This is a genomic window from Staphylococcus sp. HMSC055C03, from assembly GCF_001809385.1.
GTDB lineage: Bacteria > Bacillota > Bacilli > Staphylococcales > Staphylococcaceae > Staphylococcus > Staphylococcus simulans.
In genome coordinates, this window is record NZ_KV797514.1 from 22,905 (window position 1) to 49,376 (window position 26,472).

General features: G+C 33.6%; 30 protein-coding genes. 1 reads left to right on the plus strand and 29 read right to left on the minus strand.

Annotated features, from left to right (window positions below):
• Positions 1-5: 5 nt before the first annotated feature.
• The 14 genes from HMPREF2603_RS10535 to lepA form a co-directional block, all read right to left on the minus strand.
• Complete coding sequence (locus HMPREF2603_RS10535) at positions 6-953, minus strand: PhoH family protein (RefSeq protein WP_023015136.1); 948 nt, start codon at positions 951-953, stop codon at positions 6-8.
• 219 nt (positions 954-1,172) lie between these two features.
• Positions 1,173-1,808, minus strand: a complete 636-nt coding sequence (locus tag HMPREF2603_RS10540; RefSeq protein WP_060804762.1) for a superantigen-like protein SSL4 — start codon at positions 1,806-1,808, stop codon at positions 1,173-1,175.
• A gap of 13 nt (positions 1,809-1,821) precedes the next feature.
• Positions 1,822-2,808: a flotillin-like protein FloA gene (floA, locus tag HMPREF2603_RS10545; protein ID WP_002481068.1), complete on the minus strand. Its 987-nt coding sequence runs from the start codon at positions 2,806-2,808 to the stop codon at positions 1,822-1,824.
• Between the two features lie 18 nt (positions 2,809-2,826).
• Entirely contained in the window at positions 2,827-3,543 is a 717-nt protein-coding gene (locus HMPREF2603_RS10550) for an NfeD family protein (protein ID WP_002481069.1), read from the minus strand.
• Positions 3,544-3,756: 213 nt separating this feature from the next.
• Complete coding sequence (rpsU, locus tag HMPREF2603_RS10555) at positions 3,757-3,933, minus strand: 30S ribosomal protein S21 (protein ID WP_000048060.1); 177 nt, start codon at positions 3,931-3,933, stop codon at positions 3,757-3,759.
• A gap of 130 nt (positions 3,934-4,063) precedes the next feature.
• Positions 4,064-5,410: a tRNA (N(6)-L-threonylcarbamoyladenosine(37)-C(2))-methylthiotransferase MtaB gene (gene mtaB, locus HMPREF2603_RS10560; RefSeq protein WP_060804763.1), complete on the minus strand. Its 1,347-nt coding sequence runs from the start codon at positions 5,408-5,410 to the stop codon at positions 4,064-4,066.
• Positions 5,411-5,415: 5 nt separating this feature from the next.
• Entirely contained in the window at positions 5,416-6,168 is a 753-nt protein-coding gene (locus HMPREF2603_RS10565) for a 16S rRNA (uracil(1498)-N(3))-methyltransferase (protein ID WP_060804764.1), read from the minus strand.
• Between the two features lies 1 nt (position 6,169).
• A complete protein-coding gene (gene prmA, locus HMPREF2603_RS10570; RefSeq protein ID WP_060804765.1) occupies positions 6,170-7,108 on the minus strand; it encodes a 50S ribosomal protein L11 methyltransferase in 939 nt (312 codons plus the stop codon).
• Positions 7,109-7,113: 5 nt separating this feature from the next.
• Positions 7,114-8,247, minus strand: a complete 1,134-nt coding sequence (gene dnaJ, locus HMPREF2603_RS10575) for a molecular chaperone DnaJ (protein WP_002481074.1) — start codon at positions 8,245-8,247, stop codon at positions 7,114-7,116.
• Positions 8,248-8,417: 170 nt separating this feature from the next.
• A complete protein-coding gene (dnaK, locus tag HMPREF2603_RS10580) occupies positions 8,418-10,253 on the minus strand; it encodes a molecular chaperone DnaK (protein WP_002481075.1) in 1,836 nt (611 codons plus the stop codon).
• 50 nt (positions 10,254-10,303) lie between these two features.
• Positions 10,304-10,894, minus strand: a complete 591-nt coding sequence (gene grpE / locus HMPREF2603_RS10585) for a nucleotide exchange factor GrpE (protein ID WP_002481076.1) — start codon at positions 10,892-10,894, stop codon at positions 10,304-10,306.
• A gap of 26 nt (positions 10,895-10,920) precedes the next feature.
• Entirely contained in the window at positions 10,921-11,880 is a 960-nt protein-coding gene (hrcA, locus tag HMPREF2603_RS10590; protein ID WP_002481077.1) for a heat-inducible transcriptional repressor HrcA, read from the minus strand.
• A gap of 96 nt (positions 11,881-11,976) precedes the next feature.
• Complete coding sequence (gene hemW / locus HMPREF2603_RS10595) at positions 11,977-13,098, minus strand: radical SAM family heme chaperone HemW (protein WP_060804766.1); 1,122 nt, start codon at positions 13,096-13,098, stop codon at positions 11,977-11,979.
• A gap of 68 nt (positions 13,099-13,166) precedes the next feature.
• Positions 13,167-14,990: a translation elongation factor 4 gene (gene lepA, locus HMPREF2603_RS10600; protein WP_002481079.1), complete on the minus strand. Its 1,824-nt coding sequence runs from the start codon at positions 14,988-14,990 to the stop codon at positions 13,167-13,169.
• A 265-nt stretch (positions 14,991-15,255) separates the two neighbouring features.
• Between lepA and rpsT the strand changes: the two genes are divergently transcribed.
• Positions 15,256-15,507 carry a 30S ribosomal protein S20 gene (rpsT, locus tag HMPREF2603_RS10605; RefSeq protein ID WP_002481081.1) on the plus strand — a complete coding sequence of 84 codons (252 nt, stop codon included), beginning with the start codon at positions 15,256-15,258 and terminating at the stop codon, positions 15,505-15,507.
• Between the two features lie 32 nt (positions 15,508-15,539).
• Here rpsT and holA read toward each other — a convergent pair whose 3' ends face one another.
• From holA to greA, 15 genes are all read right to left on the minus strand, one after another.
• Positions 15,540-16,514, minus strand: coding sequence for a DNA polymerase III subunit delta (gene holA, locus HMPREF2603_RS10610; protein WP_023015129.1), 975 nt, complete (start codon positions 16,512-16,514; stop codon positions 15,540-15,542).
• A gap of 69 nt (positions 16,515-16,583) precedes the next feature.
• Positions 16,584-18,821, minus strand: coding sequence for a DNA internalization-related competence protein ComEC/Rec2 (locus HMPREF2603_RS10615; protein ID WP_060804767.1), 2,238 nt, complete (start codon positions 18,819-18,821; stop codon positions 16,584-16,586).
• 7 nt (positions 18,822-18,828) lie between these two features.
• Entirely contained in the window at positions 18,829-19,290 is a 462-nt protein-coding gene (locus HMPREF2603_RS10620) for a ComE operon protein 2 (RefSeq protein WP_002481084.1), read from the minus strand.
• Between the two features lie 70 nt (positions 19,291-19,360).
• Complete coding sequence (locus tag HMPREF2603_RS13690) at positions 19,361-19,747, minus strand: ComEA family DNA-binding protein (protein ID WP_261676389.1); 387 nt, start codon at positions 19,745-19,747, stop codon at positions 19,361-19,363.
• Positions 19,748-19,785: 38 nt separating this feature from the next.
• Complete coding sequence (locus tag HMPREF2603_RS13695) at positions 19,786-20,043, minus strand: hypothetical protein (RefSeq protein WP_261676391.1); 258 nt, start codon at positions 20,041-20,043, stop codon at positions 19,786-19,788.
• Positions 20,044-20,096: 53 nt separating this feature from the next.
• Positions 20,097-20,813, minus strand: coding sequence for a class I SAM-dependent DNA methyltransferase (locus HMPREF2603_RS10630; protein ID WP_070463602.1), 717 nt, complete (start codon positions 20,811-20,813; stop codon positions 20,097-20,099).
• On the minus strand, positions 20,814-21,164 hold the full coding sequence (rsfS, locus tag HMPREF2603_RS10635) for a ribosome silencing factor (RefSeq protein ID WP_002481087.1): 351 nt from the start codon (positions 21,162-21,164) through the stop codon (positions 20,814-20,816). It abuts the gene before it with no gap.
• Complete coding sequence (gene yqeK / locus HMPREF2603_RS10640; protein WP_002481088.1) at positions 21,165-21,749, minus strand: bis(5'-nucleosyl)-tetraphosphatase (symmetrical) YqeK; 585 nt, start codon at positions 21,747-21,749, stop codon at positions 21,165-21,167. It lies immediately after the preceding gene.
• Positions 21,739-22,311, minus strand: coding sequence for a nicotinate-nucleotide adenylyltransferase (locus tag HMPREF2603_RS10645; protein ID WP_070502105.1), 573 nt, complete (start codon positions 22,309-22,311; stop codon positions 21,739-21,741). Before HMPREF2603_RS10645 ends, yqeK begins: the two co-directional genes overlap by 11 nt.
• A 3-nt stretch (positions 22,312-22,314) precedes the next feature.
• Complete coding sequence (gene yhbY, locus HMPREF2603_RS10650) at positions 22,315-22,605, minus strand: ribosome assembly RNA-binding protein YhbY (protein ID WP_002481090.1); 291 nt, start codon at positions 22,603-22,605, stop codon at positions 22,315-22,317.
• Positions 22,606-23,415 carry a shikimate dehydrogenase gene (aroE, locus tag HMPREF2603_RS10655; protein ID WP_060804772.1) on the minus strand — a complete coding sequence of 270 codons (810 nt, stop codon included), beginning with the start codon at positions 23,413-23,415 and terminating at the stop codon, positions 22,606-22,608. It lies immediately after the preceding gene.
• Positions 23,416-23,427: 12 nt separating this feature from the next.
• The gene (gene yqeH, locus HMPREF2603_RS10660; RefSeq protein WP_002481092.1) at positions 23,428-24,525 is read right to left on the minus strand and encodes a ribosome biogenesis GTPase YqeH; all 1,098 of its coding nucleotides are present in this window, start codon (positions 24,523-24,525) and stop codon (positions 23,428-23,430) included.
• On the minus strand, positions 24,526-25,053 hold the full coding sequence (locus tag HMPREF2603_RS10665) for a YqeG family HAD IIIA-type phosphatase (protein WP_002481093.1): 528 nt from the start codon (positions 25,051-25,053) through the stop codon (positions 24,526-24,528). It lies immediately after the preceding gene.
• A 20-nt stretch (positions 25,054-25,073) separates the two neighbouring features.
• On the minus strand, positions 25,074-25,760 hold the full coding sequence (locus HMPREF2603_RS10670) for a 5'-methylthioadenosine/adenosylhomocysteine nucleosidase (RefSeq protein ID WP_037556408.1): 687 nt from the start codon (positions 25,758-25,760) through the stop codon (positions 25,074-25,076).
• A 207-nt stretch (positions 25,761-25,967) separates the two neighbouring features.
• Positions 25,968-26,450, minus strand: coding sequence for a transcription elongation factor GreA (greA, locus tag HMPREF2603_RS10675; protein ID WP_002481095.1), 483 nt, complete (start codon positions 26,448-26,450; stop codon positions 25,968-25,970).
• Between the last annotated feature and the right edge of the window lie 22 nt (positions 26,451-26,472).

Here is a 26,472-nt window from a genome sequence, read left to right on the forward strand (position 1 = left end):
GGCGTTTATTCATCTCCTTCATAACGGCTGATAATTTTACTTACTAATGGATGACGTACAACATCACTTTGGTCTAATGTTTGTACACTAATGCCTTTAACGCCTGATAAGCGTTTAACAGCTTGTTTTAATCCGCTTTTAATACCTCTCGGCAAGTCTACTTGAGTCATATCACCCGTTACGACCATTTTTGATCCAAATCCTAAACGTGTTAAGAACATTTTCATTTGGGCATGCGTCGTATTTTGCGCTTCATCTAAAATAACAAATGCATCGTCAAGTGTACGTCCTCTCATATAGGCTAATGGTGCAACTTCAATGATACCTCTTTCAATAAAACGCGCTGTTTGCTCAGGTCCCAGTACCGTATGAAGACCATCGTATAAAGGTCTTAAATAAGGGTCTACCTTTTCTTTTAAGTCGCCTGGTAAGAAACCTAATGATTCGCCTGCTTCTACAGCGGGACGAGTCAGCACTATTCTTTTTACGTTACCTTGACGCAATTCTTTAGCAGCATAAACAACAGCTAAGAAAGTTTTACCAGTACCAGCTGGTCCAATACCAAAGACTAAATCATTATGCTTCATCGCATTCAGATATAAACGTTGACCCATTGTTTTTGCACGAATTGTTTTACCATAAGCATCTTTAGTAATTGCTTCATCGTATAAATCAACGAGGTGTTGGATAGATCCTTTCTCTGCCATTTTAATTGCTGCTTCTACATCTTTAAGATTAATTGATACGCCTTGATCAATTACTTTTAAAAGGTTTTTTATTACAGCTTCTGCTTTTACAATTTCTTCTTGTTGTTGCCCTTTTACAGCTATTTCTTGCCCCCTAGCATGAACAATAACATTGAAAGCTTCTTCTATTGCTTGTAAGTGTTCATCGTTATTACCTATTAGTGCTTGGGCTTGATTGATATCGTCAATAACTATTATTCCTGGCATACATTAACTCCTTTTCATTATTATCGCTTTTCAGCATATTTTTTAATAAGATGCAGAATATAATGGTTAACGGAAACTACGGACTTAGTTAATAATTTCCACATATTCATACAATCATTATATCATGTTCTCGCTGTTTATTAATCCAATAAAGTTTAGCTTGCATAAAAGAAAAATGGATTGGATGACATAAAATTATGTCCATCCAATCCATTAAATTTATTGTAACTGTTTCGGCTTTTTAAGTACTTCTGACCAAACAAAACCATTTAGTATTTCATCTTCATCAAAGCGTAAATCTTCATTAGTTCGTGTGCTTGTTTGATTAAACTTATTAGCGAATAGTTGTTTGAGTCTTTCTTTTTTAGCACGTTCTGAAAGATATTTATCACTAATGATTGCTTGAGCACGACGTTCTAATATCTCAATTTGCTTTTGTTTCTCTAAATCCATTTGAGAGCGTAAATCATGTAACTCATTATTTAAAGAATCATTCAGTTGTTTTGTCAATACTTGCTCTTTTTGATTTGAATCGAGTCTTGGTTGAGATGATTGCTCGCGCGTTTGTCTCGGTTGAGATGTACGATGGTTTGGACGTGTAGTTTCTTCTGGTTTAGGTGTGTGATCAGGTTGAGAAGATGGCGGCGTACCTTCTAATTCTTTTTGCATTTCCTCAAACTTTTCACCTAATTGTTCAAGAAACCCTTTTTGTTGTTTACGCTCAGTCGTAGGTTGTCTTCTAGGTTGTGATGATTTTGGTTGATTTTGTTGTCTCTTTTTATAATTTTTATCGTTAATTGCTGATATTAATGAGATAACAACACTAACGACAAATATTATTAGACCGATATTCATTTAATCACCTCGTTTACTTGTCTGGTGACTCGTTATCATTTGGTTGCGTACGTTTATTGATAGACTCACGCATACCTGTATCAGCTTCTATGTTTTTCAAATTATAGTAATCTTTAACTCCGATATTACCTTTTCTTAGAGCTTCAGACATTGCAAGTGGAACTTCAGATTCTGCTTCCACAACTTTCGCACGCATTTCTTGTACACGTGCTTTCATTTCTTGTTCAGATGCAACTGCCATTGCACGACGTTCTTCTGCTTTAGCTTGAGCAATATTTTTATCTGCTAATGCTTGTTCAGTTTGTAAGTCTGCACCGATGTTTTTACCGATATCCACATCTGCGATATCAATAGATAAAATTTCAAAGGCTGTTCCTGAATCTAGACCTTTACTTAATACAGTTTTTGAAATATTGTCTGGATTTTCTAAAACAACAGTATGATGTTCACTTGAACCGATTGTTGAAACAATCCCCTCACCGACACGTGCAATAATAGTCTCTTCACCAGCACCGCCGACTAAACGAGAAATGTTTGCACGAACTGTGATTCTAGCTTTAGCTTTTACTTCAATACCGTTCATAGCAACACCTGTAATAAATGGCGTTTCAATAACTTTAGGGTTTACAGACATTTGGACAGCTTCTAAAACATCACGGCCTGCTAGGTCAATCGCTGCGCCACGTTCAAAAGGTAAGTTGATGTCAGCACGTTGTGCAGCAATATTTGCATCTACAACGCGGTCTACATTACCACCTGCTAAGTAGTGTGATTCTAGTTGGTTAGTTGTAAGGTTTAAACCAGCTTTATGTGCCTTAATTAATGGCGCGATAACTTTACGTGGTGAAACACGTCTTAAACGCATTCCGATAAGTGTGCCAATGTTTACTTTGACACCGGCTGCTATTGCAGAAATCCATAAACCGATTGGTACAAATGAAAATAAGATTAATAGAGCAATGACTGCAATAATAACAATGATTATTAACGGTACTAACATAGTAAGTGCCTCCTAGTATTATGTGTTTTTTGGAATCTCTCTGACAACTACTCTCGATCCTTCAACTTCAGTTACTTTGACTTCTACATCTCTTTGTATAAATGTTCCATCTGACACTGCATCTATGCGTTCATCATTTAATGAAATCATTCCTGCAGGTCGTAATTCTGTTAAAGTGATTGCAGTTTGTCCTACTAGATTAGAGCGGTCATCGTGTGAAGTATAGCCAGCTTCAGACGTTGTCGAATCTCTGAGTATAACTTTTTCAAATAACGAAATCTTTTTGTTATATCCTTTCACTAATATCACCCATTCTATAATAGTCAGTATTAAAGCGATTATAACATTGACTAACATCCAAAGAATGTTTTCACCAAGCATAATCATACTTACTGTGATGAGAATCATGCCTATAATGCCGATTACTGCACCAATAACAAACAATTCAATGACGAGCAGTATCACACCTATAGAAAATAATCCAACAGAAATTAAGGAAACTTCTCCTTGTATCAAATAGCCTAAAAATAGTATTAATAAGGCTAGTGCAGCAAGAATGCCTGGAAAGTTAATACGCTTGGAATAGAGTTGATAAAGAAAACCTAAAAAGATAATACAGGTTAAAATTAATGAAATAAATGGACTTGTTATAAAATCGCTGATTTGATGTAGTGTGGAATTTGAACTTGCCTGAAATACCGAAATATTATGTAGGATTTCAGCTTGGTATGACATAGATTCACCTCGCTCTCAAGGTTCATTATACATGATTACTTAGTGTAATTATAGGATTATCGTTTTATTTTAACATCAATAGAAAAATTATATTATGTAGCATCAAAACATAAGAAAAAACCCTAAGTTTTACATAATTGTAAAACTTAGGGCTGTTTAAACTGCATTATATAATAATTAATTGTTTGTTGAGGGAGTCAACAGACTTAATAATTATTTGAATTTACGTTTACGTGCAGCTTCTGATTTCTTTTTACGTTTAACACTTGGTTTTTCGTAAAATTCACGTTTACGTACTTCTTGAATTGTACCGCTTTTAGAAACTGAGCGTTTGAAACGGCGTAATGCATCTTCAAGTGATTCGTTTTTACGGACTACTGTTTTAGACATCTGTATTTCCCTCCCTCCAAATAACAACGGAACTTTAAAATTCGTTTGCATAGTTTTTTATAAACCATGCAATGCTAATTATAATATATGTTGTTGATGCGGTCAATTAGAATAATTAATTTTTTGAACCTTACACAATAGCTGTAAATTCACTGCTATTTGTTGCATGATCAATCACACGAGTAACATAACCTTTATTTAAAGGATAACCTGCTTCTGTGATTTTCACACGTACAAGTTCGCCGATAAGCGAATCATCGCCTTCAAATTCAACTTTCATGTAGTTATCTGCATAACCCACTAATGTACCTGGTTTTTCACCGTGCTCTTCTGGAATTACTTCTAATACTTTTTGATCAAAGTGAGAAGCATATTCTTTCGCTAATTGGTTACTTAATTCAATTAGTTTATGAACACGTTCATTTTTTACACTTTCATCAATTTGATCATCCATTCTAGCAGCTGGTGTCCCTGTTCGAGCTGAATATGGGAAAACGTGTAATTCTGAGAAGTGATGATCTAAAATAAAGTCATATGTTTCTTGGAATTCTTCCTCAGTTTCACCTGGGAATCCTACAATCACGTCACTAGTGACTGCTAAACCTGGTAAAGCATCATGTAACTTCATCAATCGTTCTGAGAAGTGTGCCATTGAATATTTACGTCTCATGCGTTTTAATACTGTATCTGAACCAGATTGTAATGGTACGTGTAAGTGACGTACGACTTTATTTGAATTTTTGATTACATCAATGACTTCATCAGTTAATTGACTAGCTTCGATTGATGAAATACGAATTCTTTCTAATCCATCTACTGATTCTAAATCACGTAATAATTGTGCTAGGTTATAATCTTTCAAGTCTTGACCGTAACCACCTGTATGAATACCAGTCAACACAATTTCTTTATAACCAGAATTTACTAATGTTGTTGCTTGTTCTACTACTTTCTCAGGATCTCTTGAACGCATTAAACCACGTGCCCATGGAATAATACAGAAAGTACAGAAGTTGTTGCAACCTTCTTGGATTTTTAAAGAAGCACGTGTTCTATCAGTGAAATATGGTACATCTAATTCTTCATATGTACGATTTTTCATGATATTGCCTACACCGTTAATTGGTTGACGTTCAGCATTGAACTCTTCAATATAACCTAACAACTTCGTTCTATCCTGTGTACCGACTACAACGTCTACTCCAGGGATATCCATGATTTCTGCTGACGATGTTTGTGCATAACATCCTGTAACACAAACGACTGCATCTGGATTTTTTCTGATAGCACGTCGGATGACTTGTCTACTCTTCTTATCTCCTGTATTTGTAACTGTACATGTATTTATAACAAAGACATCGGCATTTGTATCAAATTCAACTCGATCATAACCGGCATCTTTAAATAATTGCCAAATTGCTTCAGTTTCATAATGGTTTACTTTACAACCTAAAGTATGAAAAGCTACTGTTGACATTTATTTCACCCCATTAATTCTTTTTCATAACTAATTGCACTAAGCGCATAAAGCGGAGCCGTCTCTGCTCTCAAGATTCGATGACCTAGGCCGACTATGTAACTATTATTTTTGAACATTTCAATTTCATCAGGACTTAAACCGCCTTCTGGTCCAAAAATAATTAATACACGATCTCCTTTGCTGAATTGTTCGAGTGCGCGTTTAAACTCACTCATCTCGCCCTCTTTTGCTGCATCTTCATAAGCGATTAGTACATAATCATATTTATCTATATTAACATATACTTTCTTTAAATTCGATACAAATTCAATAGTTGGGATTACAAGACGATAACTTTGTTCAGCTGCTTCTTTGACAATTTTATTCCATCGTGTCAATTTTTTATCTGCTTTACTTTGATTTAGTTTTACAACAGAACGATCCATTTGTACTGCAATAAAGTGAGAAGCACCTAATTCCGTAGATTTTTGCAGCAACCACTCATATTTATCTGCTTTAATTAATCCACTGCAAATTGTTACTTCAATAGGTAATTCAGTATCATTTGGTTGTTCTTCTAATAATTTAAATTCAACGCCTTCATTATTTATAGTTGTAATCTCACAGAGATAAACCTTTAAGTCCTCGAAGGTTACGATAATTTTAGCCCCGACTTGACGACGCATGACATTTGAAATGTGATGTATATCGTCTTTGTCAGTAATAAAAAAACGCTGACTTTCATCAGCGTTTTGATTTATAAAATATCTTTGCATATTATTTGCTCTCTTTCTCTCCAACGATACAAACCCAACCGTTGTCGTGATTAATTGAAATGATATTAAAACCAGTACGCTTCATATGTTCTATAATTTCATTGCTCTTCTCTTCAATGATACCAGATGTTATAAATAAACCATCTTCATTTAGAGTATTATAAGCGTCATCTATCATTTCTTCAATAATATGCGCCAATATATTTGCGATTACAATATCATATTTATCTGTTTCGCCTTGTAATAAATTACCGGTTGTTGTTTCAATTGAATCAGCACAAGCATTTTTTATGAAATTTTCTTTTGCTACTTTTATAGCTAGTTCATCCAGATCTAAAGCTTTGATACGCTTAACACCTAATAATGAGCAAGCAATACTTAAGATACCTGATCCAGTACCAACGTCAATCACAGTATGTTTTGGTTTTACATATGTTTCAATCGCTTTTAAACACATGCTAGTTGTAGGATGATCTCCTGTACCAAAAGCCATACCTGGATCTAGTTCAATACATAATTCTTCATTATTTTCTTTATCATATTCTTCCCAACTTGGCACAATAGTAAAGCGTTCTGAAGCTCTGAATGGATGGAAATAATTTTTCCACTCATTCTCCCAATCTTGTTCTTGAAGTGATTGTTCAGAATAGCTAAACATATTTTCATTTAAAGTATCAATCTTCTTGATAGCACTTAAAATATCTTTTTTTAGTTCATCTGAGTATTCTAATTCGTTGAAATATGCTTTAATTCTTACACCACGTTCAGGATAATCACTAGGATTCAATTCATATATTTCGCCAAATTTATCCTCTAAGTTTCCTTTTAAATCTTCTGAGTCTTCTATCACTACACCGTTTGAACCCAAGTCTTCTAAAATGTTTGTACTTGCATCTTGTGCTTCATGATTTACTACAATTGAAAGTTCCACCCAGTTCATTATTGTTATTCTCCTTTAAAGAATCTACGTGCGCGTTCTTTGAAATTAGAAGGTTGTTCTTCAATTTCTTCACCGCTAAGTTCCGCAAATTCTCGCATTAATGATTTTTGTTTTTCACTTAATTTAGTTGGAGTCACTACATTAATGTTCACAAACAAGTCACCATATCCATAGCCATGAACGTTTTTAACACCTTTTTCTTTCATACGGAATTGTTTTCCGTCTTGAGTACCTTCTGGAACTGTTAAAATAACTTCACCATCTAATGTAGGCACTTTAACTTCATCACCTAGAGCTGCTTGTGGGAAGCTGATTTTCAAGTTATAGAAGATATCATCACCTTCACGGATGAATTTATCAGATGGTTTAACTCTGAATACAACATATAAGTCACCTTGTGGTCCACCGTTATGTCCTGGAGCGCCTTCACCGGCTAAACGAATTTGTTGATCAGTGTCTACACCTTTTGGTACTTTGACTTTGATTTTAACGTTTTTAGTTTGTGTGCCTTTACCGTGACAAGTTGGGCATGGTTCTTCAATTTCTTCACCTGTACCATTACATACTGGACAAACTTTTTCAGTTCTTACACGACCAAGTATTGTATTTTGTTCTACAGATACGTGTCCTGCTCCATTACAATAGTGACACGTTTTCTTTTTAGAACCTGGTTTTGCACCTGAGCCGTCACAAGTTTCACATTTTACTTCCTTACGAATTGAAATTTCTTTTTCAGCACCAAAGACTGCTTCTTCGAATGAAATAGTCATAGTGTATTGTAAGTCGTCCCCTTTACGTGGTGCATTTGGATCACGTTGTGCACCACCGCCTCCGAAGAACGTACTGAATATGTCTTCGAAACCGCCTCCGAAGCCACTGAAGTCTTGACCGCCGAATCCTTGGCCGCCAAAGCCGCCTTGTGGTCCGTTATGACCAAATTGATCATAGTTTGCGCGTTTATTCTCATCACTTAGCACTTCATAAGCTTCAGTAATTTCTTTGAACTTTTCATCTGCGCCTTCTTCTTTATTAATATCTGGGTGATATTTTTTGGATAATTTACGGTAGGCTTTTTTTATCTCGTCCTTTGACGCATCTTTACTGACACCTAAGACTTCATAATAGTCTCTTTTTGCCACTGTAATCTCTCCTTATCTTTCTGCTAGTTTAGAATCATTATACCTTTTAAAGTATAGTTGGTTAAATAATAAAAAGTCAAAGCCAATGTACAATTGACTTTGACTTAAATTTTTAAGAAGCCGCTTTTTTCTTTATTTAGTTAAAGCTACTCTTTTGAGAAAGCATGCACTTATTTATTATCTTTGTTGTCGTCGTCTTTAACTTCAGTGAAATCAGCATCTTCAACATCACTGTTGTTAGAAGCATCTCCACCTTGTTGTTGTTCTTGAGCTTGTTGTGCTTGTTGGTAAACTTTCATTGATAAATCTTGAACGACTTTTTCAAGTTCTTCTTTTTTAGCTTTGATATCTTCTAAATCGTCGCCTTCAAGTGCTTTTTTCAATTCTTCTTTTTTGTCTTCAGCTTGTTTTTTATCGTCTTCGCCGATATTGTCAGCTAAGTCTTTTAATGTTTTTTCAACTTGGAATACTAAGCTGTCAGCTTCGTTACGTAAGTCACTTTCTTCACGACGTTTTTTATCTGCTTCTGCGTTTTGTTCAGCATCTTTAACCATTTGATCGATTTCATCATCTGAAAGTGCAGAGCTTGATTCGATTGTGATATTTTGCTCTTTGTTTGTACCTAAGTCTTTAGCAGTAACGTTTACAATACCGTTTTTATCGATATCAAATGTTACTTCGATTTGTGGTACACCACGTGGAGCTGGTGGAATATCAGTTAATGAGAAGCGTCCTAATGTTTTGTTATCTGAAGCCATTGGACGTTCACCTTGTAATACGTGAATGTCTACTGCTGGTTGGTTATCTGCTGCTGTTGAATAAACTTGTGATTTTGATGTTGGGATAGTAGTGTTACGTTCGATTAATGTATTCATACGACCACCCATAATTTCGATACCTAATGATAATGGTGTAACGTCTAATAATACAACATCTTTAACATCACCAGAGATAACGCCACCTTGGATAGCTGCACCCATAGCTACAACTTCATCAGGGTTAACACTTTTGTTTGGTTCTTTGCCGATTTCTTTTTTAACTGCTTCTTGAACAGCTGGAATACGAGTAGAACCACCAACAAGGATTACTTCATCGATATCTTTGCTTGTTAAGCCAGCATCTTTTAGTGCTTGACGAGTAGGTTCCATTGTACGACGAACTAAATCATCTGAAAGTTCTTCGAATTTAGAACGAGTTAGAGTTAATTCTAAGTGTAATGGACCACTTTCTCCTGCAGAGATGAATGGTAATGAAATTTGAGTTTGTGATACACCAGATAAGTCTTTTTTAGCTTTTTCAGCTGCATCTTTCAAACGTTGTAATGCCATTTTATCTTGTGATAAATCAATGCCATTTTCTTTTTTGAATTCTGAAACTAGGTAGTCAATGATTACTTGGTCAAAGTCGTCACCACCAAGTTTGTTGTCACCTGCTGTTGATAATACTTCGAACACGCCGTCGCCTAATTCAAGGATTGAAACGTCGAAAGTACCGCCACCAAGGTCGAATACTAACACTTTTTCGTCTTGATCAGTTTTATCTAAACCGTAAGCTAAAGCAGCTGCAGTTGGTTCGTTGATAATACGTTCAACTTCTAAACCAGCAATTTTACCAGCATCTTTAGTAGCTTGACGTTCAGCGTCATTGAAGTAAGCTGGAACAGTAATAACTGCTTTATCTACTTTATCTCCTAGATAGCTTTCTGCAGTACTTTTTAAGTTTTGAAGAATCATTGCAGAAATTTCTTGTGGAGTGTATGATTTTCCATCAACGTCTACTTTGTGGTCTGTACCCATTTCACGTTTGATTGATTGAATAGTATTAGGGTTTGTGATTGCTTGTCGTTTAGCAACTTCACCTACTTGAGTTTCACCATTTTTGAAAGCTACAACAGATGGTGTTGTACGTGCACCTTCTGGATTTTGGATTACTTTTGGTTCGTCGCCTTCTAAAACAGACACGCATGAATTTGTTGTACCTAAGTCAATTCCGATAATTTTACCCATAACTAATAATTCCTCCTAATAACATTTGTTGTATATTTCATCAGTTATATTTATTGATTTACTTTAACCATTGAAGGGCGTAATACACGATCCTTCAATTTATAACCAGTTTGAAGCTCTTGTGTAACTTCGCCTGATTCATATGAATCATCACTATCTTGCATAACAGCTTGATGGAAGTTTGGATCAAATTGTTGTCCTAAAGCTTCTATTTTCTCAAGACCGTTTTCTTCTAGTGCGCGTAATAAGCTTTCATAAACCATTTGTACCCCTTTTTGCAGAGATTTAAATGATTCGTCTTCACCTTCTATTTGTAACGCACGTTCAATGTTATCAATAGTCGGCAAGATATCCGTTAAAACACTTTGAGCTTGATATGTTTTTAATGTTTGATTTTCTTTTTGAATACGTCTCTTATAGTTTTCAAACTCTGCATACAGACGTAAATATTTTTCTTCTTGTTCTTTTAACTCATCTTTTAGTTGTTGGATTTCATTCTCTTCTTGATTCTCTTCAGAACCATTTTGAACGTTTTCGGTATTCTCAGTTGATTGAGTATCTTCTTCAGTATTTGAATTTACAGTTGCATCTTCGTTCTCAGCAACTTCTTCATTGTTAACTGATTGATCTTTTTCTGCCATTTTCTGTCCTCCAATACATTTCAAAACTATATTTTATATAGTAATTGAATTACATTTTGATAACGCATAGCGGTCGGTCCAATAACAGCTATGTGTCCTTTAAGATGTTCATCAATATGATAATCACTCATCACAATTGAGATGTCCTCTAGGTCATTATCAATTTCTTTTCCTATTTTAACATCAATTCCAGAATGATTATCTTTTTCGAACAGTTTCAATATCTTATTGGACTCTAAATATTGAAGAATTTGTTGTATTGAATTCACATTCTGCTCATTCAATGTATCAATTAAATTTGATTTACCACCAAGGTAGATGTCTTTCTTGCTATCATTAACTCTTTGATAAAGTAAATCTGTTAATTGATGAATTGTTGTGATGTCGCTCGAATGTTCCATTGCTTCATCAACAAAACTTTTATTGTTATAAAGTTCTTTGATGTAATTCGCTATTTGAATTAAACGCGCTTTAGAAATCTTTTCGTCTACTGCTAATTGAATATGTTCAACATTTCCTGTTTCGAACACAATTACCATAATAACCAAATTAGCGGTTGCGTTAAACAAATGAACATCGCTGATCAAATCTTTTGATTGATTTGGTTTCATTACCAACGTAGTATACTGTGTAAATAATGACAATTCATTCGCATACACACTTAGTGCAGCAGATAAATTAAAATTATATTCCATTAACAGTTTATTTAAACGTTGGTTATTCGTTTCTTTTAGAGGAGAAGTATTTTCCAACAGTTGGTCTACATAGTATCTAAAACCCTTTAATGAAGGTGACCTTCCTGATGATGCATGAGATTTTTCTACTAAACCAAATGATTCTAATTGTTTCATTTCATTTCTTATAGTAGCTGGACTCACATCAACATTATGTCTCTCAATAATTGTTTTAGAACCGACAGGTAGACCATAATCCACATAATCTTCAACAATGGCATTTAAAATGCTCAATTGTCTATCTGTAATCATGTTTCCACCTCATTAGCACTCTCTTCTTCCAAGTGCTAATTATAATTTATCAAATTGGTCAAAGTAAGTCAATGTTAAAGCCTTGACCCCTTAAAATTAATCTAATAAGAATGCTTCAAAGACTTCATTGCCAATAACTTTACCTCGATCAGTCAATTTAACAGCGTTATTGTCATTAATAATTAAGCCCTTTTTACTTAGGTCAGTAAGTGCCTCAGCATAGATTTGATCAATGTTTTCATTGAATTTATGATTGAACACAGATTTATTTACCCCTTGATTCATTCTTAAACCTAAAAACATCTGTTCTTCCATTTGTTCGCGATGAGTGGGTGTGGTTTGATGTAAAATAGGACGTTCGCCGTTTCTAATCTTCTTAATATAGTGATTAACAGGATTGACATTTGAATATCTGCTTCCATTAACGTATCCACTGGCACCTGCTCCGAAGCCATAATAACCTTCGTTCATCCAATACACTTTGTTGTGTTCAGATTCATGACCAGGTTGACCAAAATTTGAAATTTCATATTGATGCATTGAAGATTGATTAATTTTATCAAGTAATAACTCATACATTTCTTCCCCTACATCTTCGTTTGGAAGTTTTAACTTTCCTTTTCTATATAAATTATAAAATTGAGTTTTAGGTTCAAGAATTAGACCGTAACTTGAGATATGATTAATATCCATTGATAACGCAATATCTAAACTATCTTCAAATTGTTTAAGTGTTTGACCAGGAAGATGATACATCAAATCAAGACTGATAGAGTTAATCTGGTATTGATTAGCAAGCTCGACAGCATTGTATATATCTGCCGTATTATGTGTACGCCCAAGTACTTTTAATAAATCTTGGTCAAATGTTTGAACACCCATTGAAATGCGATTGACGCCGTAGTCTTTTAAAAGTTTAATCTTTGATGGTGTAAGTTCATCTGGATTTGCTTCAAAAGTATATTCTCCTGAAATAGTAAAGTGCTCATTGATAGCTTTTAACAAACGCTCTAATTGTGACTCATTTAACGCTGTAGGTGTGCCTCCTCCTACAAACATTGTTTTTAATGTGCGATTGTCAGCTGTTTTAAATTCTTCAATTAAGCAATCTAAATACTCATCAACTGGTTGATTTTGTATAAAGTATTTATTGAAATCACAGTAAGTACAAATTCTGACACAAAATGGAATATGAATATATGCACTTTTAACTTTCATATTTTCGCCTCGCTTTTAGGACAAAATTCAAAATAAAAAGCTGGGACATTAGAGTCCCAACCTTATTATTAATCTTCATCCATTTTTAATACTGCTAAGAAAGCGTCTTGAGGTATTTCAACATTACCTACTGCTTTCATTTTTGCTTTACCTGCTTTTTGCTTTTCTAATAATTTACGTTTACGGCTGATATCTCCACCATAACATTTCGCAAGTACATTTTTACCCATTGATTTAATATTTGTACGGGCAATGATTTTATGGCCAACTGCAGCTTGTACGGGTACTTCGAATTGTTGTCTAGGGATTAACGTTTTTAATCTTTCAACAAGCGCTTTACCGCGTTCATATGCAAATTCTTTATGAACAATAAAACTTAAAGCATCTACTTTTTCGCCGTTTAATAAGATATCCATTTTAACTAAATCACTTTCTTTATAGCCGATAAGTTCATAATCAAATGAAGCATAGCCTTTTGTATTTGATTTAAGTTGGTCGAAGAAATCAAATACTACTTCTGAAAGTGGAATTTCATAAATAATATTGACACGAATATCATCTAAATAGTCCATATTGATAAATTGTCCACGCTTACGTTGGCATAATTCCATAACGGCACCTACATAATCATTCGGTACCATCATTGTTGCTCTAACGTAAGGCTCATAAATTTCATCAATTTGATCTCTCTCAGGCATTTGTGCTGGATTATCAACGATTTTTTTCTCACCATTTTTTAGAATACATTCATAAATTACAGATGGAGCTGTCGCAATTAATTCGATTCCAAATTCTCGTTCGATACGTTCCTGAATAATTTCCATATGCAGCATGCCTAAGAATCCTGTACGGAAACCAAAGCCTAAAGCTTGAGAAGTCTCAGGTTCGAATTCTAGTGATGAATCATTCAGCTGTAATTTTTCTAAGGCTTCTCTTAAATCATTATATTTTTTATTATCAATTGGGAATAAACCACAGAACACCATTGGATTCATTTTTTTATAACCTTTTAATGGTTGTGCTGCTGGGCGTTCTGCATGTGTGATAGTATCCCCTACACGTGAATCATCCACATTTTTGATGCTTGCGATGATGTAGCCAACATCTCCAACAGTTAGTTCTTCGACTGGAAGTTGTTTAGGTGTGTTAATACCAACTTCGGTTACCTCGAATTCTTTACCAGTCGCCATCATTTTGATTTTGTCCCCTGCTTTAACTACGCCATCCATAATTCGAATTGAAGAAATAACACCTCTATAAGCATCATATTCAGAGTCGAAAATTAATGCTTTTAATGGTTCAGAAGGATCCCCTTCTGGTGGTGGTACGACTTCAACGATTTTTTCTAATATTTCTTCAATACCAATATTAGATTTAGCACTTGCTAAAACTACATCATCTTGATCTAAACCAATAACATCTTCAATTTCTTGTTTAACACGTTCAGGATCTGCAGCTGGTAAATCAATCTTATTCACTACAGGAAGTAATTCTAAGTCATTATCAAGTGCAAGGTATACGTTTGCCAGTGTTTGTGCTTCGATACCTTGTGCAGCATCTACAACTAAAATAGCCCCTTCACATGCTGCTAAAGAACGAGAAACTTCATAAGTAAAATCGACATGTCCTGGTGTATCAATTAAGTGGAAAATATAATTCTTACCATCTTTAGCTTCGTATTTTAATCTAACCGCATTCAACTTAATAGTGATACCGCGTTCTCTTTCTAAATCCATTGAATCTAATAATTGTGACTGCATTTCTCGTGTTTCAACACTTTTAGTGTTTTCTAAAATTCTATCAGCCAACGTTGACTTTCCATGGTCAATATGGGCAATGATAGAAAAGTTTCTAATATTTTCTTGTCGGTTTAACCGTTCTTCATTATTCATTCTATCTACTCACTTTCATAATATTCAAATAGAGCATTATGTATGATATTCTTTGATATAATAACGTGTTTGCCCCATAATTGCAACTAATGGCAATTTCATGTACATTTTACTGACAGACTCTATTTTACTGTAAATCATCGCTTGTTAAAAGCCTCATTGAAAATAAATGATTGCAGTTTAATAGTACATTTGATAAAATGTTTCTTGTTGTAATCAAATATTTATTTGATGATCATAGATCACTTTTAGGAGGTGACATTCAATGCCAAATATTAAATCTGCTATTAAACGTGTTAAAACAACTAACAAAGCTGAAGCACAAAACATTTCTCAAAAAAATGCTATGCGTACTGCAGTTAAACGTGCGAAAACAGCTATCGCTGAAAACGCTGAAAACAAAAATGAATTAGTACGTATCGCTGTGAAAAAAGTCGACAAAGCTTCTCAAGCTAACTTAATTCACTCAAATAAAGCTGACCGCATTAAATCAAAATTAATGGTTGCAGCTAAATAATGAAAAAGTTCAAGCATCTGCTTGAACTTTTTTTATATGGATAAAATAAAGAGTTCTAATATAAGCTGTTTGTCCATATACGAAGATTTTAATTTATAATCAGTTTCAGCACATGCATTCATAATATTCATCAAGTGCTTCAAATCATACTGTCTAGATGCTCTCAATGCTAATTTCACTCTAAATGGATGGACACTGACAGTTTTAGCGATTTGAGCTTGTGAATAACCTTTTTTAGCTAGAATTTTGCATTGATAATATAACCTGAAATTACTAGCAATCAAAGCCAACAACTTAATTGGTTCTTCTTTTAGAGTAATTAAATCATTCACTAAATGCACTGCTTCAGTTTTTTTTCCTTGTTGAATATAATCTGTTAATAAGAAAACGTTCTGCTCTAGGCTTCTATTTACAATTGTCTCAACATCTTGTTTAGTTATAGTTGGACGATCTCCTAAATATAAGATAATTTTTTCTAACTCTTGTTTAACTAAGTTAAAATTTATACCTGTTAAATCAATAAATAAATTCAAAGCATCTTGTTTAATATCCTTATATTGTTCATTTAAGGTATGCTTAATCCAATTTTTAAGCTCATCTTCAGACATTTGCTCGATTTTAACCAGTTTTGTATATTTTTTTAAGCTTTTAACAAGCTTTTTACGCTCGTCTAGCTTAGGATTATAAACTTCAAATATAACCAATGAAGGACCATCATATTTTTCAATAAATTCCTGCAGTTGCTCTATATTATGATTTAAATCTTTATTACCTCTATCACCTGTAAAGATATAAGCGTTTTTCACAATAACAGCCTTCAAGTCAGAGAAGAACGGTAAAGTTAAAGCTTCTTCAATACATACACTGATTTCAGTTTCATTTAAATTAAAACTTGCATAATTGAATTCATCTTTTTCACCTTGCAAATACTGTTGTGTAAGTTCTTGCGTTTTCTTTTCTATAAGCTCTGGAACTTCACCATAAATAGTAATAATATTATTTTCCACAACTTGCACCTCTCAAAATTAGCATACTTAAGTATTATATCATTTGTCCGATAGTCAGACCATTTATAATTATTTTTCAGTTTCCACCTCAATTTCCTTATTTAATTTGAAAGTCACTTCCCCATTGTTTTGCGTATTGTATAACTTAGTACCTACTTTTTTTAATCTATCTACTACAGATTTATTAGGTAATTTATATACGTTGTTTTGGCCGCTCGATATAATACTATAAGTAGGATGAATAGTATTTAAATATACTTCACTATTACTTGTTTTACTGCCATGATGTCCTACTTTCAATATATCTATCTTCGGAAGTTTATAATTCGATAGCAACTTCTGTTCATTTTTTATTGTCGCATCTCCAGTTGTTAATATGTTATATGTCTTAGTTTGTATCAAAGCTATTATTGAATGATCGTTTAAATCCTTACTTTGAGTGATTGCCGTATTATAAAATTTTATTTTATTATCTCCTAGTTTAATCGAAGAAATACTATTAACATCTAATAGAGTGGTTTTATATTTATGACACAAGTCTTTTAATTGCATTAATGTGTGAGTGGGATAACTTTTAAAATTAATGATTAAGCGTTTAATGTGAACATGACTAATTATATAATCTAGTTCACCGATATGATCAGCATGTGGATGTGTAATAATGACATAATCTAACGAAGAAATACCCCTTTTACGGAGGGTTGGCAGCACATGAAACTTGCTGATAGAATGAGAAGCATTTGCATTCTTGGTACTAAAATCAAAGAGCTCATTTTCGTTTTGTGCCTTACCTCCTGTGTCTATTAATATGCGTTGTCTAGCTCCTGTTTCAAATAAAAAAGAATCTCCTTGTCCAACATTAAGTGCTGTAAATCTTAAATGTGGTAATGATGCTGAATAAGTAATAATGATACTTCCAAGTATAAAAATAACAGTAGATTTTTTTATTTTGCCATTTGTAGTTAACGTAAGCATCAATACGAGCCAAATAAGGGTACCAGCTAAAAGTAAGCTGTTCATTTCCCCTATAAACCATCTATAGCATGTTAAATGCTTGAAAATCGGAATTAAGAGCGTGTCATGTAACCAATAACTAAACGAGATTATTTGATTTAATAACAGATTTGAACCAAAAAATTGATAATAGAAAAAAGTGAAGATAGCAATGGGAAATAGAATGAATGAATAAAATGGTATAAAGATGAAGTTAGCAATAAAACCAATCCACTGAATCTGATTAAAATGAAACGCACTGACTAAAAATGATCCGATTTGTGCTATGAATGTCATAACATACATAGATTGTATAGTTGTTAATGTTTTTAAAATTGGAGCGCATAACATAATGAAAAAAGTGATTAAGAATGAGAATTGAAATCCAATATCAAAAACGATATCAGGATTGGTAACACATAAAAAAAGGAAGACAGTTGCTAGTATATCTAATAATGATTGATAGAATCTTTTTGGAATAATCATGACTAAGGACATACAAAGTATTGCTCTTAAAGCGCTCGGTGCAAAATTAGTATAATAAGCAAATAAAAACAATACGAAGATAATAAAAGTCTTTGTAATAAAAAGAGGAATAGAGAAGCGATTAAATACAAAGTAAAATATGGATGCTATTACAACGACATGTGAACTACTTACGGCCAATAGATGATAAATGCCGATTTCTTTATCAAGTTCAATTGCACCTTTATCAATATAACTGACATCCCCTGTAATCATTGCATAAGTATTTTGCCAGTATGGAGAATTTGATTTTAAGCGAGTTAATGAAAAAGCCTTGTGTTTTTCAATTATTGAATGAACGGAATTTGACTCGATAGCAGTGCACGATTTCGTATTGAATTTATTTACCATAAGTGAAATCGTGTCGTTAAAATCCGAATCAACTTTTAGCTGCCCTTCTACAATACAATTTAAGTTTGAGGGTAACTTTTTCAATTCAATTAAATGACTTTTTTGCTTTGGAAAATAGAAAAGTTTGACTGAATGATTTTGTAATTTTGCTATCCCTTCTACATATTTTTCGTTTTTAACCTTTAATTGAGTAATTTCAATGCGATTATTCAAATGACTATGAATCTTAAACCACTTTAAATCTTGAATATTAGACTTTATATGGCTAGAAAATATTTCATAACTTATTATAGGTTGACATAATATCAATATGGTTAATAATATTGGTAACTTTCTTTTGTATAACATTAAAAATAATAAGCCGGCAAGAATGTATGCAAGCGGCTTATTATATATCAATAAGATGCCTTCTAAAAATGCAAGTGCGATATATATCAAATATGAATCACTTCTTCGTTAAGAATTCTGCAACTTGATCGGCATCAAATGGTATTTTTTTATATTCAATCCCTGATTGTTTCAGTAATTTTAAAGCATAATCATGGTTATGGTAATCTTTAGCATAGTAGATTTTCTTAATGCCTGCTTGAATAATAGATTTCGTACAGTTCAAACATGGGAAATGTGTGACATATATCGTTGCTCCTTCAGTTGAAACACCCTGTTTTGCACACTGAAGAATCGCGTTCATTTCTGCATGTATTGTTCTTATACAATGTCCATCTTCCATTAAACAACCTTCGTCAATACAATGTACTTCACCTGCAACTGAACCATTATAGCCACCAGCTATGATTCTATTATCTTTCACTATAGTAGCCCCTACAGATAATCTTGTACATGTTGAGCGAAGAGATAACAAATGGCTTTGAGCCATAAAGTATTCTTCCCATTTAATTCTTTCCACACTTTGAACCTCCTTTGTCTTATAACAATACTATTTTATTACAAATCTGCACAGTAATAAATCAATATTGTTAAACTGTAAAATATTCTTTTAACTTCTCGAACGATTTTTCTCCGATACCTTTAACATTTTTCAATTGATCCACACTATTAAAAGGTCCTTTTGTTTCTCTAAATTCAATGATCGCCTTTGCTTTAGAAGGTCCTAAGCCGTTCACAGTAGTTAATTCATTTTCTTTGGCACTGTTAAGGTTAACTTTCGTTTGTGGTGATTTATTAGTGCTTTGTGTACTAGAGGTGCTTATGCTACTACTTGTTGTTAGATTTTGACCTTTTTCTGGTATGAAAATCATTTTTTGGTCAGTTAATTTCTCCGAAAGATTGATAGTTGTTAAATCAGCCTTGCTCGTTAGTTTTGCTTTATTTAACACATCTTTTATACGTTGATTATCTTTCATTTCATAAATATCAGGGTGTTCAACAGCCCCCTTAACATCTACCATACTACTTTAGTTTTTCTATTTGCTTCAGTTTCTGTGTCGGCCTCTTTGTTTGATTCTTTCTTTTTTGAAAAATTTTGTTTGTCATTATCTAAATGAGAGTTGCTCACATTTTGAGCAGTTGATTCTATTTCTTGGTTACTACTATCAGAGTGTAGTTTCATTAAAATAAAAGCAAGCACAATAACTGCAATAACCAATAACCATGAGAAATGCTTATATTGGTTATAGTAGTGTTTTAACTGTTCTAACATAAAAAATTCACTCCTTTATCTTTTAAACGTTTAAAGGAGTGATTTTTCTTCTTTTATTTTTTAACTATGAAGAATAAGCGATCGCTTTGTTCATCATGATTTTCAATATCAAAGTCATAAAATGTATGAATATGGCTAAAACCAACTTCATTAAGCATTTCAATATATACTTGTTCGCTGAATGTTTTTTGAAAATGCTCTTCATCAAAACGTCGATAACTTCCATCGTCTTGTTGTTCAAAGAAAGTCATATAATGCCATACACTGTCAGGTAAATCACCTTGAATTGCTTCCCATGCTAAAAAGATATGTTCAGTTTCATCAATATATGTTTGATTTGCAAATAGCGTATTCATTTTAAACTTTGAGTGGACATCAAAGATAAATGTTCCATCAGTATTTAAATGGCGATATACATGCTTAAATGTTTCAATTACATCATGTTGATCAGTAATATAATTTAATGAATCACACAATATAGTAATGACATCAAAATTTTGACCTAATTCAAAATCTGTCATGTCACCCTCAATCCATCTAACTGAATCAGACTTTTGGGAAGCAACTGCGAGCATATCACTACTTAAATCCATTCCTGTTACACTTTTAAAATCAGTTAATAACGTCGTCAAACTACCAGTACCACAGCCAATATCCAATATACTAGTTCGCTTAGAAGTTGCTTGTCGTATAATTTCTAGCCATTGATTGTATGGTTGATCTTGTGTAAGCTCATCATAATATTGGCTAAAGCCTTCATACTGGCTCATTTAATAAGCTTCCTCATATGTTTTCATCGGTGCATCTCTATAAAGTTTTTCAATGTTATAATAGCCGCGTTCATCTTTATGGAAGATGTGTACGATAACACCAGATAAATCTAATAAAATCCATCTTGCTTCGTTTAAACCTTCAAACACTGAAACATTAATACCTTCTTTATCTGCAGCTTCTTTTACCGCTCTACCGATTGCTTGTACTTGACGTTCATTATTACCATGACAAATAACAAAGTAGTCTGCCATATCATGAATACCTTCTAAATTAAGTGAAATAACTTCTTCTGCTTTTTTACTTTCAACTGCTTTAATCGCTATATCTAAAATTTGTTCTACTTGCATTTAATCATCCTTTATTCTTTCATCACTGAAATTATAGTAGTTTAAACAATCAATCGTCGCTTTGTACACACTGATATCTTTACCAATTAAAAATAGCACTGTTCTTTTAGAGATTTCATAAATTGTTTGATCTAAGTTGCCTGGTTGTTCTGCCATTCCTCTAATTTCTTCAACGCCTGGTATTTCTCTTTTTGGTTCAATATAGTCCGCAATAAAAACCAATTTTTCTGTTTTTGTCATTTGTGCACGACCAGTCGTATGATAGTGAATAGCAGCTAATACTTCTTCATCAGTAATACCATACTTCTCTTTCATAATAACTGCACAGACTGGGCCATGTAAAATTTCTGAACCATAACTTAATAAATCTGGGTCTAAATTATGCTGACCTACAATTTGATACATATATCCTAAATCATCATATTTTGAAAAGTCATGTAAAACACCAGCAAGTTCAGCTTTTTCCACGTCCCCTTTATGGATTTCAGCTAAATGTTTTGCTGTCTCAGCTACTCTTAATGAATGTTTATATCTTTTCTTTGGCAGTTTTTCTTCAACTAGTTTGATAGCTTCTTCAATTTTCATATAATCGCTCCCTTCTGATATATGATTCAACCCGTTTAGGAACTAGAATTTGTATTGATTCACCTGATTGTACACGGTGACGAATCAATGATGAACTGATATCAATTCTAGGTATCCTTACAGCTATCATGTCTTCTGATACTTCCTGTACTTCTTTACCTCGATTGACAACAACAAATGTAACAATTTGTTTAAGTTCATCAATACGATACCAACGTTCTAATTGTTCGTATTGGTCTGTGCCGATAATAAAGAAAAGTCTTGAATCAGGAAGTTCAGATTTAATTGCATTTAGTGTGTCGTAAGTATAACTTTGACCTTGTCGTTCAATTTCATCCAAGCATACCTCACCAAATCCTAATTCTTCTGTAGCGATCTCTAACATCTTTAGACGATGTGTTGTGTTTAATTCAGAATTATGGCTTTTAAGTGGTGACATGTAACTCGGTAAAAATAAAAAACGATCTGGTTTTAATTGATGATACACTTCACTTGCTACAGCTAAATGTGCTGTATGAATTGGATTGAATTGGCCCCCGTATAATACTATTGATTGCGTCATTAATTAAGGTAATTCAATTTGCTTATTTTCTTTTGATTCTTTGTATAGAACAATCATAGACCCAATTACTTGTACCAATTCACTATTTGTTGCTTCACTTACAGCTCGTGCAAGTTCACTTTTATCATCCATATTATTTTGTAAGATATGAATTTTTATTAATTCTCTATTTTCTAAAATTTCATCTAGTTGCTCAATCATATTTTCATTTAAACCAGCTTTTCCAATTTGAAAAGTAGGGTTCACATGATGCGCTTTACTTCTTAAAAATCTCTTTTGTTTTCCTGTAAGCATTTAATTTCTCCTTTTTAATTGTTCGATTACTGCCGTTTTCATCGCCTCAGTATCAGCTGTTTGACCTGTCCAAATTTTAAAACTTTCAGCACCCTGATTAACAAACATATCCAAGCCATTATATATAGGATTACCTTTTTCTTCAGCGAGTGCTAATATCGGCGTTTTGGATGGAATATAGACGATATCACTAACAAGTGTGTGAGGTGCTAGGTTGTCTAATGATATCACTACATCTTTATTTTTATTCATTCCAGCAGGTGTAGTATTTATGACAATATCAAAACGATCCAACATTTTCTCAGCATCACTTAGCGTTAATTGTTCTACAGATAAATCCCAAGTATCGAATCTGCTCATTGTACGATTCGCAACAGCTAAAGGTGTTGTAACAATCTCATTCAATGCGGCTGCTAAACCTTTACTAGCGCCACCTGCTCCTATTAGCAATATTTTTGCATTTTCTAGTTTTGGATATACTTCTTGCAACCCTTTAAGATAACCAATGCCATCAGTGTTATAACCTAACCAACGACCATTTTTTATCTTCACTGTATTAATAGCGCCAATTGTTTCGGCATGTGAATCTATTTCATCAAGGTAAGGTATAATGTTTTCCTTATACGGAATAGTAATATTAAAACCATCCAATTGTTTTTCATTTATAATTTCTTTGATTAAATGAAAATGTTTTGGTAGAATGTTTAATGCTTCATAAGTGTCATCTCGCTTTAACGCTTTAAAGTTTGCGTCGTGCATAATTGGAGATAACGAGTGGTCTATAGGATGACCGATTACTGCAAATTTCATAACTATCACCTGCTACATGATTGAATTTCTCAATACAACATCAACTGATTTCGGAACTCTGACAATAACTTTTGCTCCAGGTCCAATTGTTATAAAACCTAACCCTGCAATCATTACGTCTCTCTTCTCTTTACCCGTTTCCAAGCGTACTGCTTTCATTTCGTCTAAATTAAAATCATCTTTATTACTTGGTGGTGCTAATAATTTACCGAGCTGAGTTCGCCATAACTCATTGGCTTTTTCAGTTTTAGTCCGATGAATCGGCAAATTATTAGAAAAATAACAAACCAGTGGGCGTTTACCTCCAGAAACGTAATCGATTCTTGCTAATCCTCCAAAGAAGAGTGTTTGTTCTTCGTTTAATTGATAAACACGTTGTTTTACTTCTTTATTAGGCATAATTTGTTTAAGTTCTTTTTCAGAAACATAATGCGTCATTTGATGATCTTGGATGACACCAGGTGTATCGTACATAAATGAATGATCGTCTAATGGAATATCTATTAAATCTAAAGTTGTTCCTGGGAATCGTGAAGTTGTTACTACATTCTTTTCACCTACACTTTGTTCAATCAGTTTATTGATTAATGTAGATTTCCCAACATTGGTTGTGCCTACGATATAAACATCTTCTTGTTTTCGGTGTTGTTGGATAGCTTCTAATAAATCTTGAATCCCGTATCCTTTTTCTGCAGAAATTAAAACAACATCTTCCGCTTCCAACCCATATTTTCGCGCGGATTTTTTCAACCAATCTTTAACACGGCGTTTATTAATTTGTTTAGGTAATAAATCAATTTTATTCGCTGCAAGAATCACTTTTTTATTCCCTACAATACGCTTTAAAGCATTTATGAAGGAACCTTCAAAATCAAAGATATCTACAACATTGACTACAAGTCCTTTTTTATCTGCAAGATGATTTAATAAGTCCAAGAAATCTTGGCTATCCATACCCACATCTTGAATCTCATTATAATTTTTTAATCTGAAACAGCGTTGACATATCACATCTTCTTTATGCAGATTGTGCGCTGGCACATAACCTGGTTTCTTTGGATCATCGGCTTGTAAAGTCGCACCGCATCCAATACATTTCGTTTCTGTCAATCAATTTTCCTCCCATTTAATATAGCCTTTTCTTTTGTATCTGTGTAATAAACGTCTTTCAATAATTCGATTGAATTTCGTGATAAATCCATCAGTTTTTTTTACAGGAACAACCATAACAGTATACATGCCACGTCTATTACCGCCAAAGACATCTGTCATCATTTGATCGCCAATAACAACAGTCTCTTCAGGTTTTAATCCCATACGTTCTGATGCATGTTTAAAGGCTTTTCCCATCGGTTTTTTAGCTTCAAAGATATAGTTGACTTTGAGTGGTTGGCAGAAACTAGATACTCTGCCTTGATGGTTATTTGAAACCACTGTCACTTTGATACCTTTTTCATTCAACATATTAAACCAATGAATGACTGCCGGTGTCGGATCAGCTTCGTCCCAACCTACTAATGTATTGTCCAAATCCGTAATAACGCCTTTGATTCCATTTTCTGCTAACTGATCAAAGTCTATTTCATGGATTGATTTAACATAAGCATTCGGCATAAAATTCCTACTTAAAATTCCCATTACATTAATCCACCTTATCTTTATAATGATTTTAACATTTGGAGTACAGTTTCACTTGATGTTTTCGCTGCTTCTCCAATGAATTCATCAAACGTAATATTTGCTTCGCCATTCGCTAAATCTGATACTGCTCTTGTAATAATAAACGGTGTGTTAAATTGATAACATGTTTGTGCAATTGCTGCAGATTCCATCTCTACAGCCATAGCTTTAGGGAAATGTTCTTTAATGTATTCACGTTGTTTAACTTCACCGATAAAACTGTCGCCGCTGACAATCATACCTAAGCGACCTGTTAAGTTTTGTTTCTCAATAACAGCTTGTGCTAATTCTGCTAAGTTATCATCCGCTTCATACGCAATCGGCATATTCGGAATTTGTCCCAATTCATAACCGAATGCCGTCGCATCCGCATCATGATACATCGCTTCTGTCCCAATTAAGACATCACCCACATTCAACGAGTAATCTAGCGCCCCTGCAGAACCTGTATTCAAAATTGCCTCTGGGGAGAATTGTTGAATAAGTAAAGCAGTGGAGATACTTGCGTTAACTTTACCGATACCGCTTAACGTCAAGACGACTGCTTTATCATTAATTTTACCTTTATAAAATTTTACATGAGCAATGGTAACTTCTTCTAAATCCTCAATATGTTCTTTTAATATCATTATTTCTTCTTCCATTGCGCCAATGATTCCTATCATTGCCATTTCCCCTTTCAAATGAACTATCAGTGATATTTTATCATAATTTGTCTAGTGCAACGACCAAAGACCATGTTCACCAAGATCATCACATAAAAAAGGTTGGCGCTTTACTTTTGTCCATTTGAAGCAAGCTTCAAACAAAAGTATCACCAACCCTTTGTTATCTATTTATCATAAAGCGATATCAGCCTTTGTGATAAATGATTATTGTGATTGAATATTAGTAATTTTCACTTTCATTTCTGCACCGTTTGGAAGTGGTACACGAACTTCGTCTTCTAGATGTTTACCGATTAAACTTTTTGCAATCGGTGATTCGTTTGAAATTTTGCCATTGAATGCATCTGCTTCTGCAGACCCAACAATTTGATACACTTCTTCATCGCCATCAGGCAGTTCAACAAATGTCACAGTTTTCCCGATTTGTACCACATTGTTATCGCCTGTATCTTCAATAATCAATGCATTGCGAATCATGTGTTCAATACGTTGGATATCTTGTTCAATGAAACCTTGTTCATCTTTCGCTGCATCATACTCAGAGTTCTCAGATAAGTCCCCGAAAGAACGTGCAACTTTGATTTTTTCTACGACTTCAGGTCGTTTGACAGTTTTTAATTCTTCAAGTTCTTGTTCTAGCTTTTCAAAACCTTCTTGGGTCATTGGATATTGTTTTTGGTTTTCCATATTTTCATCTTCCTTTACTCAA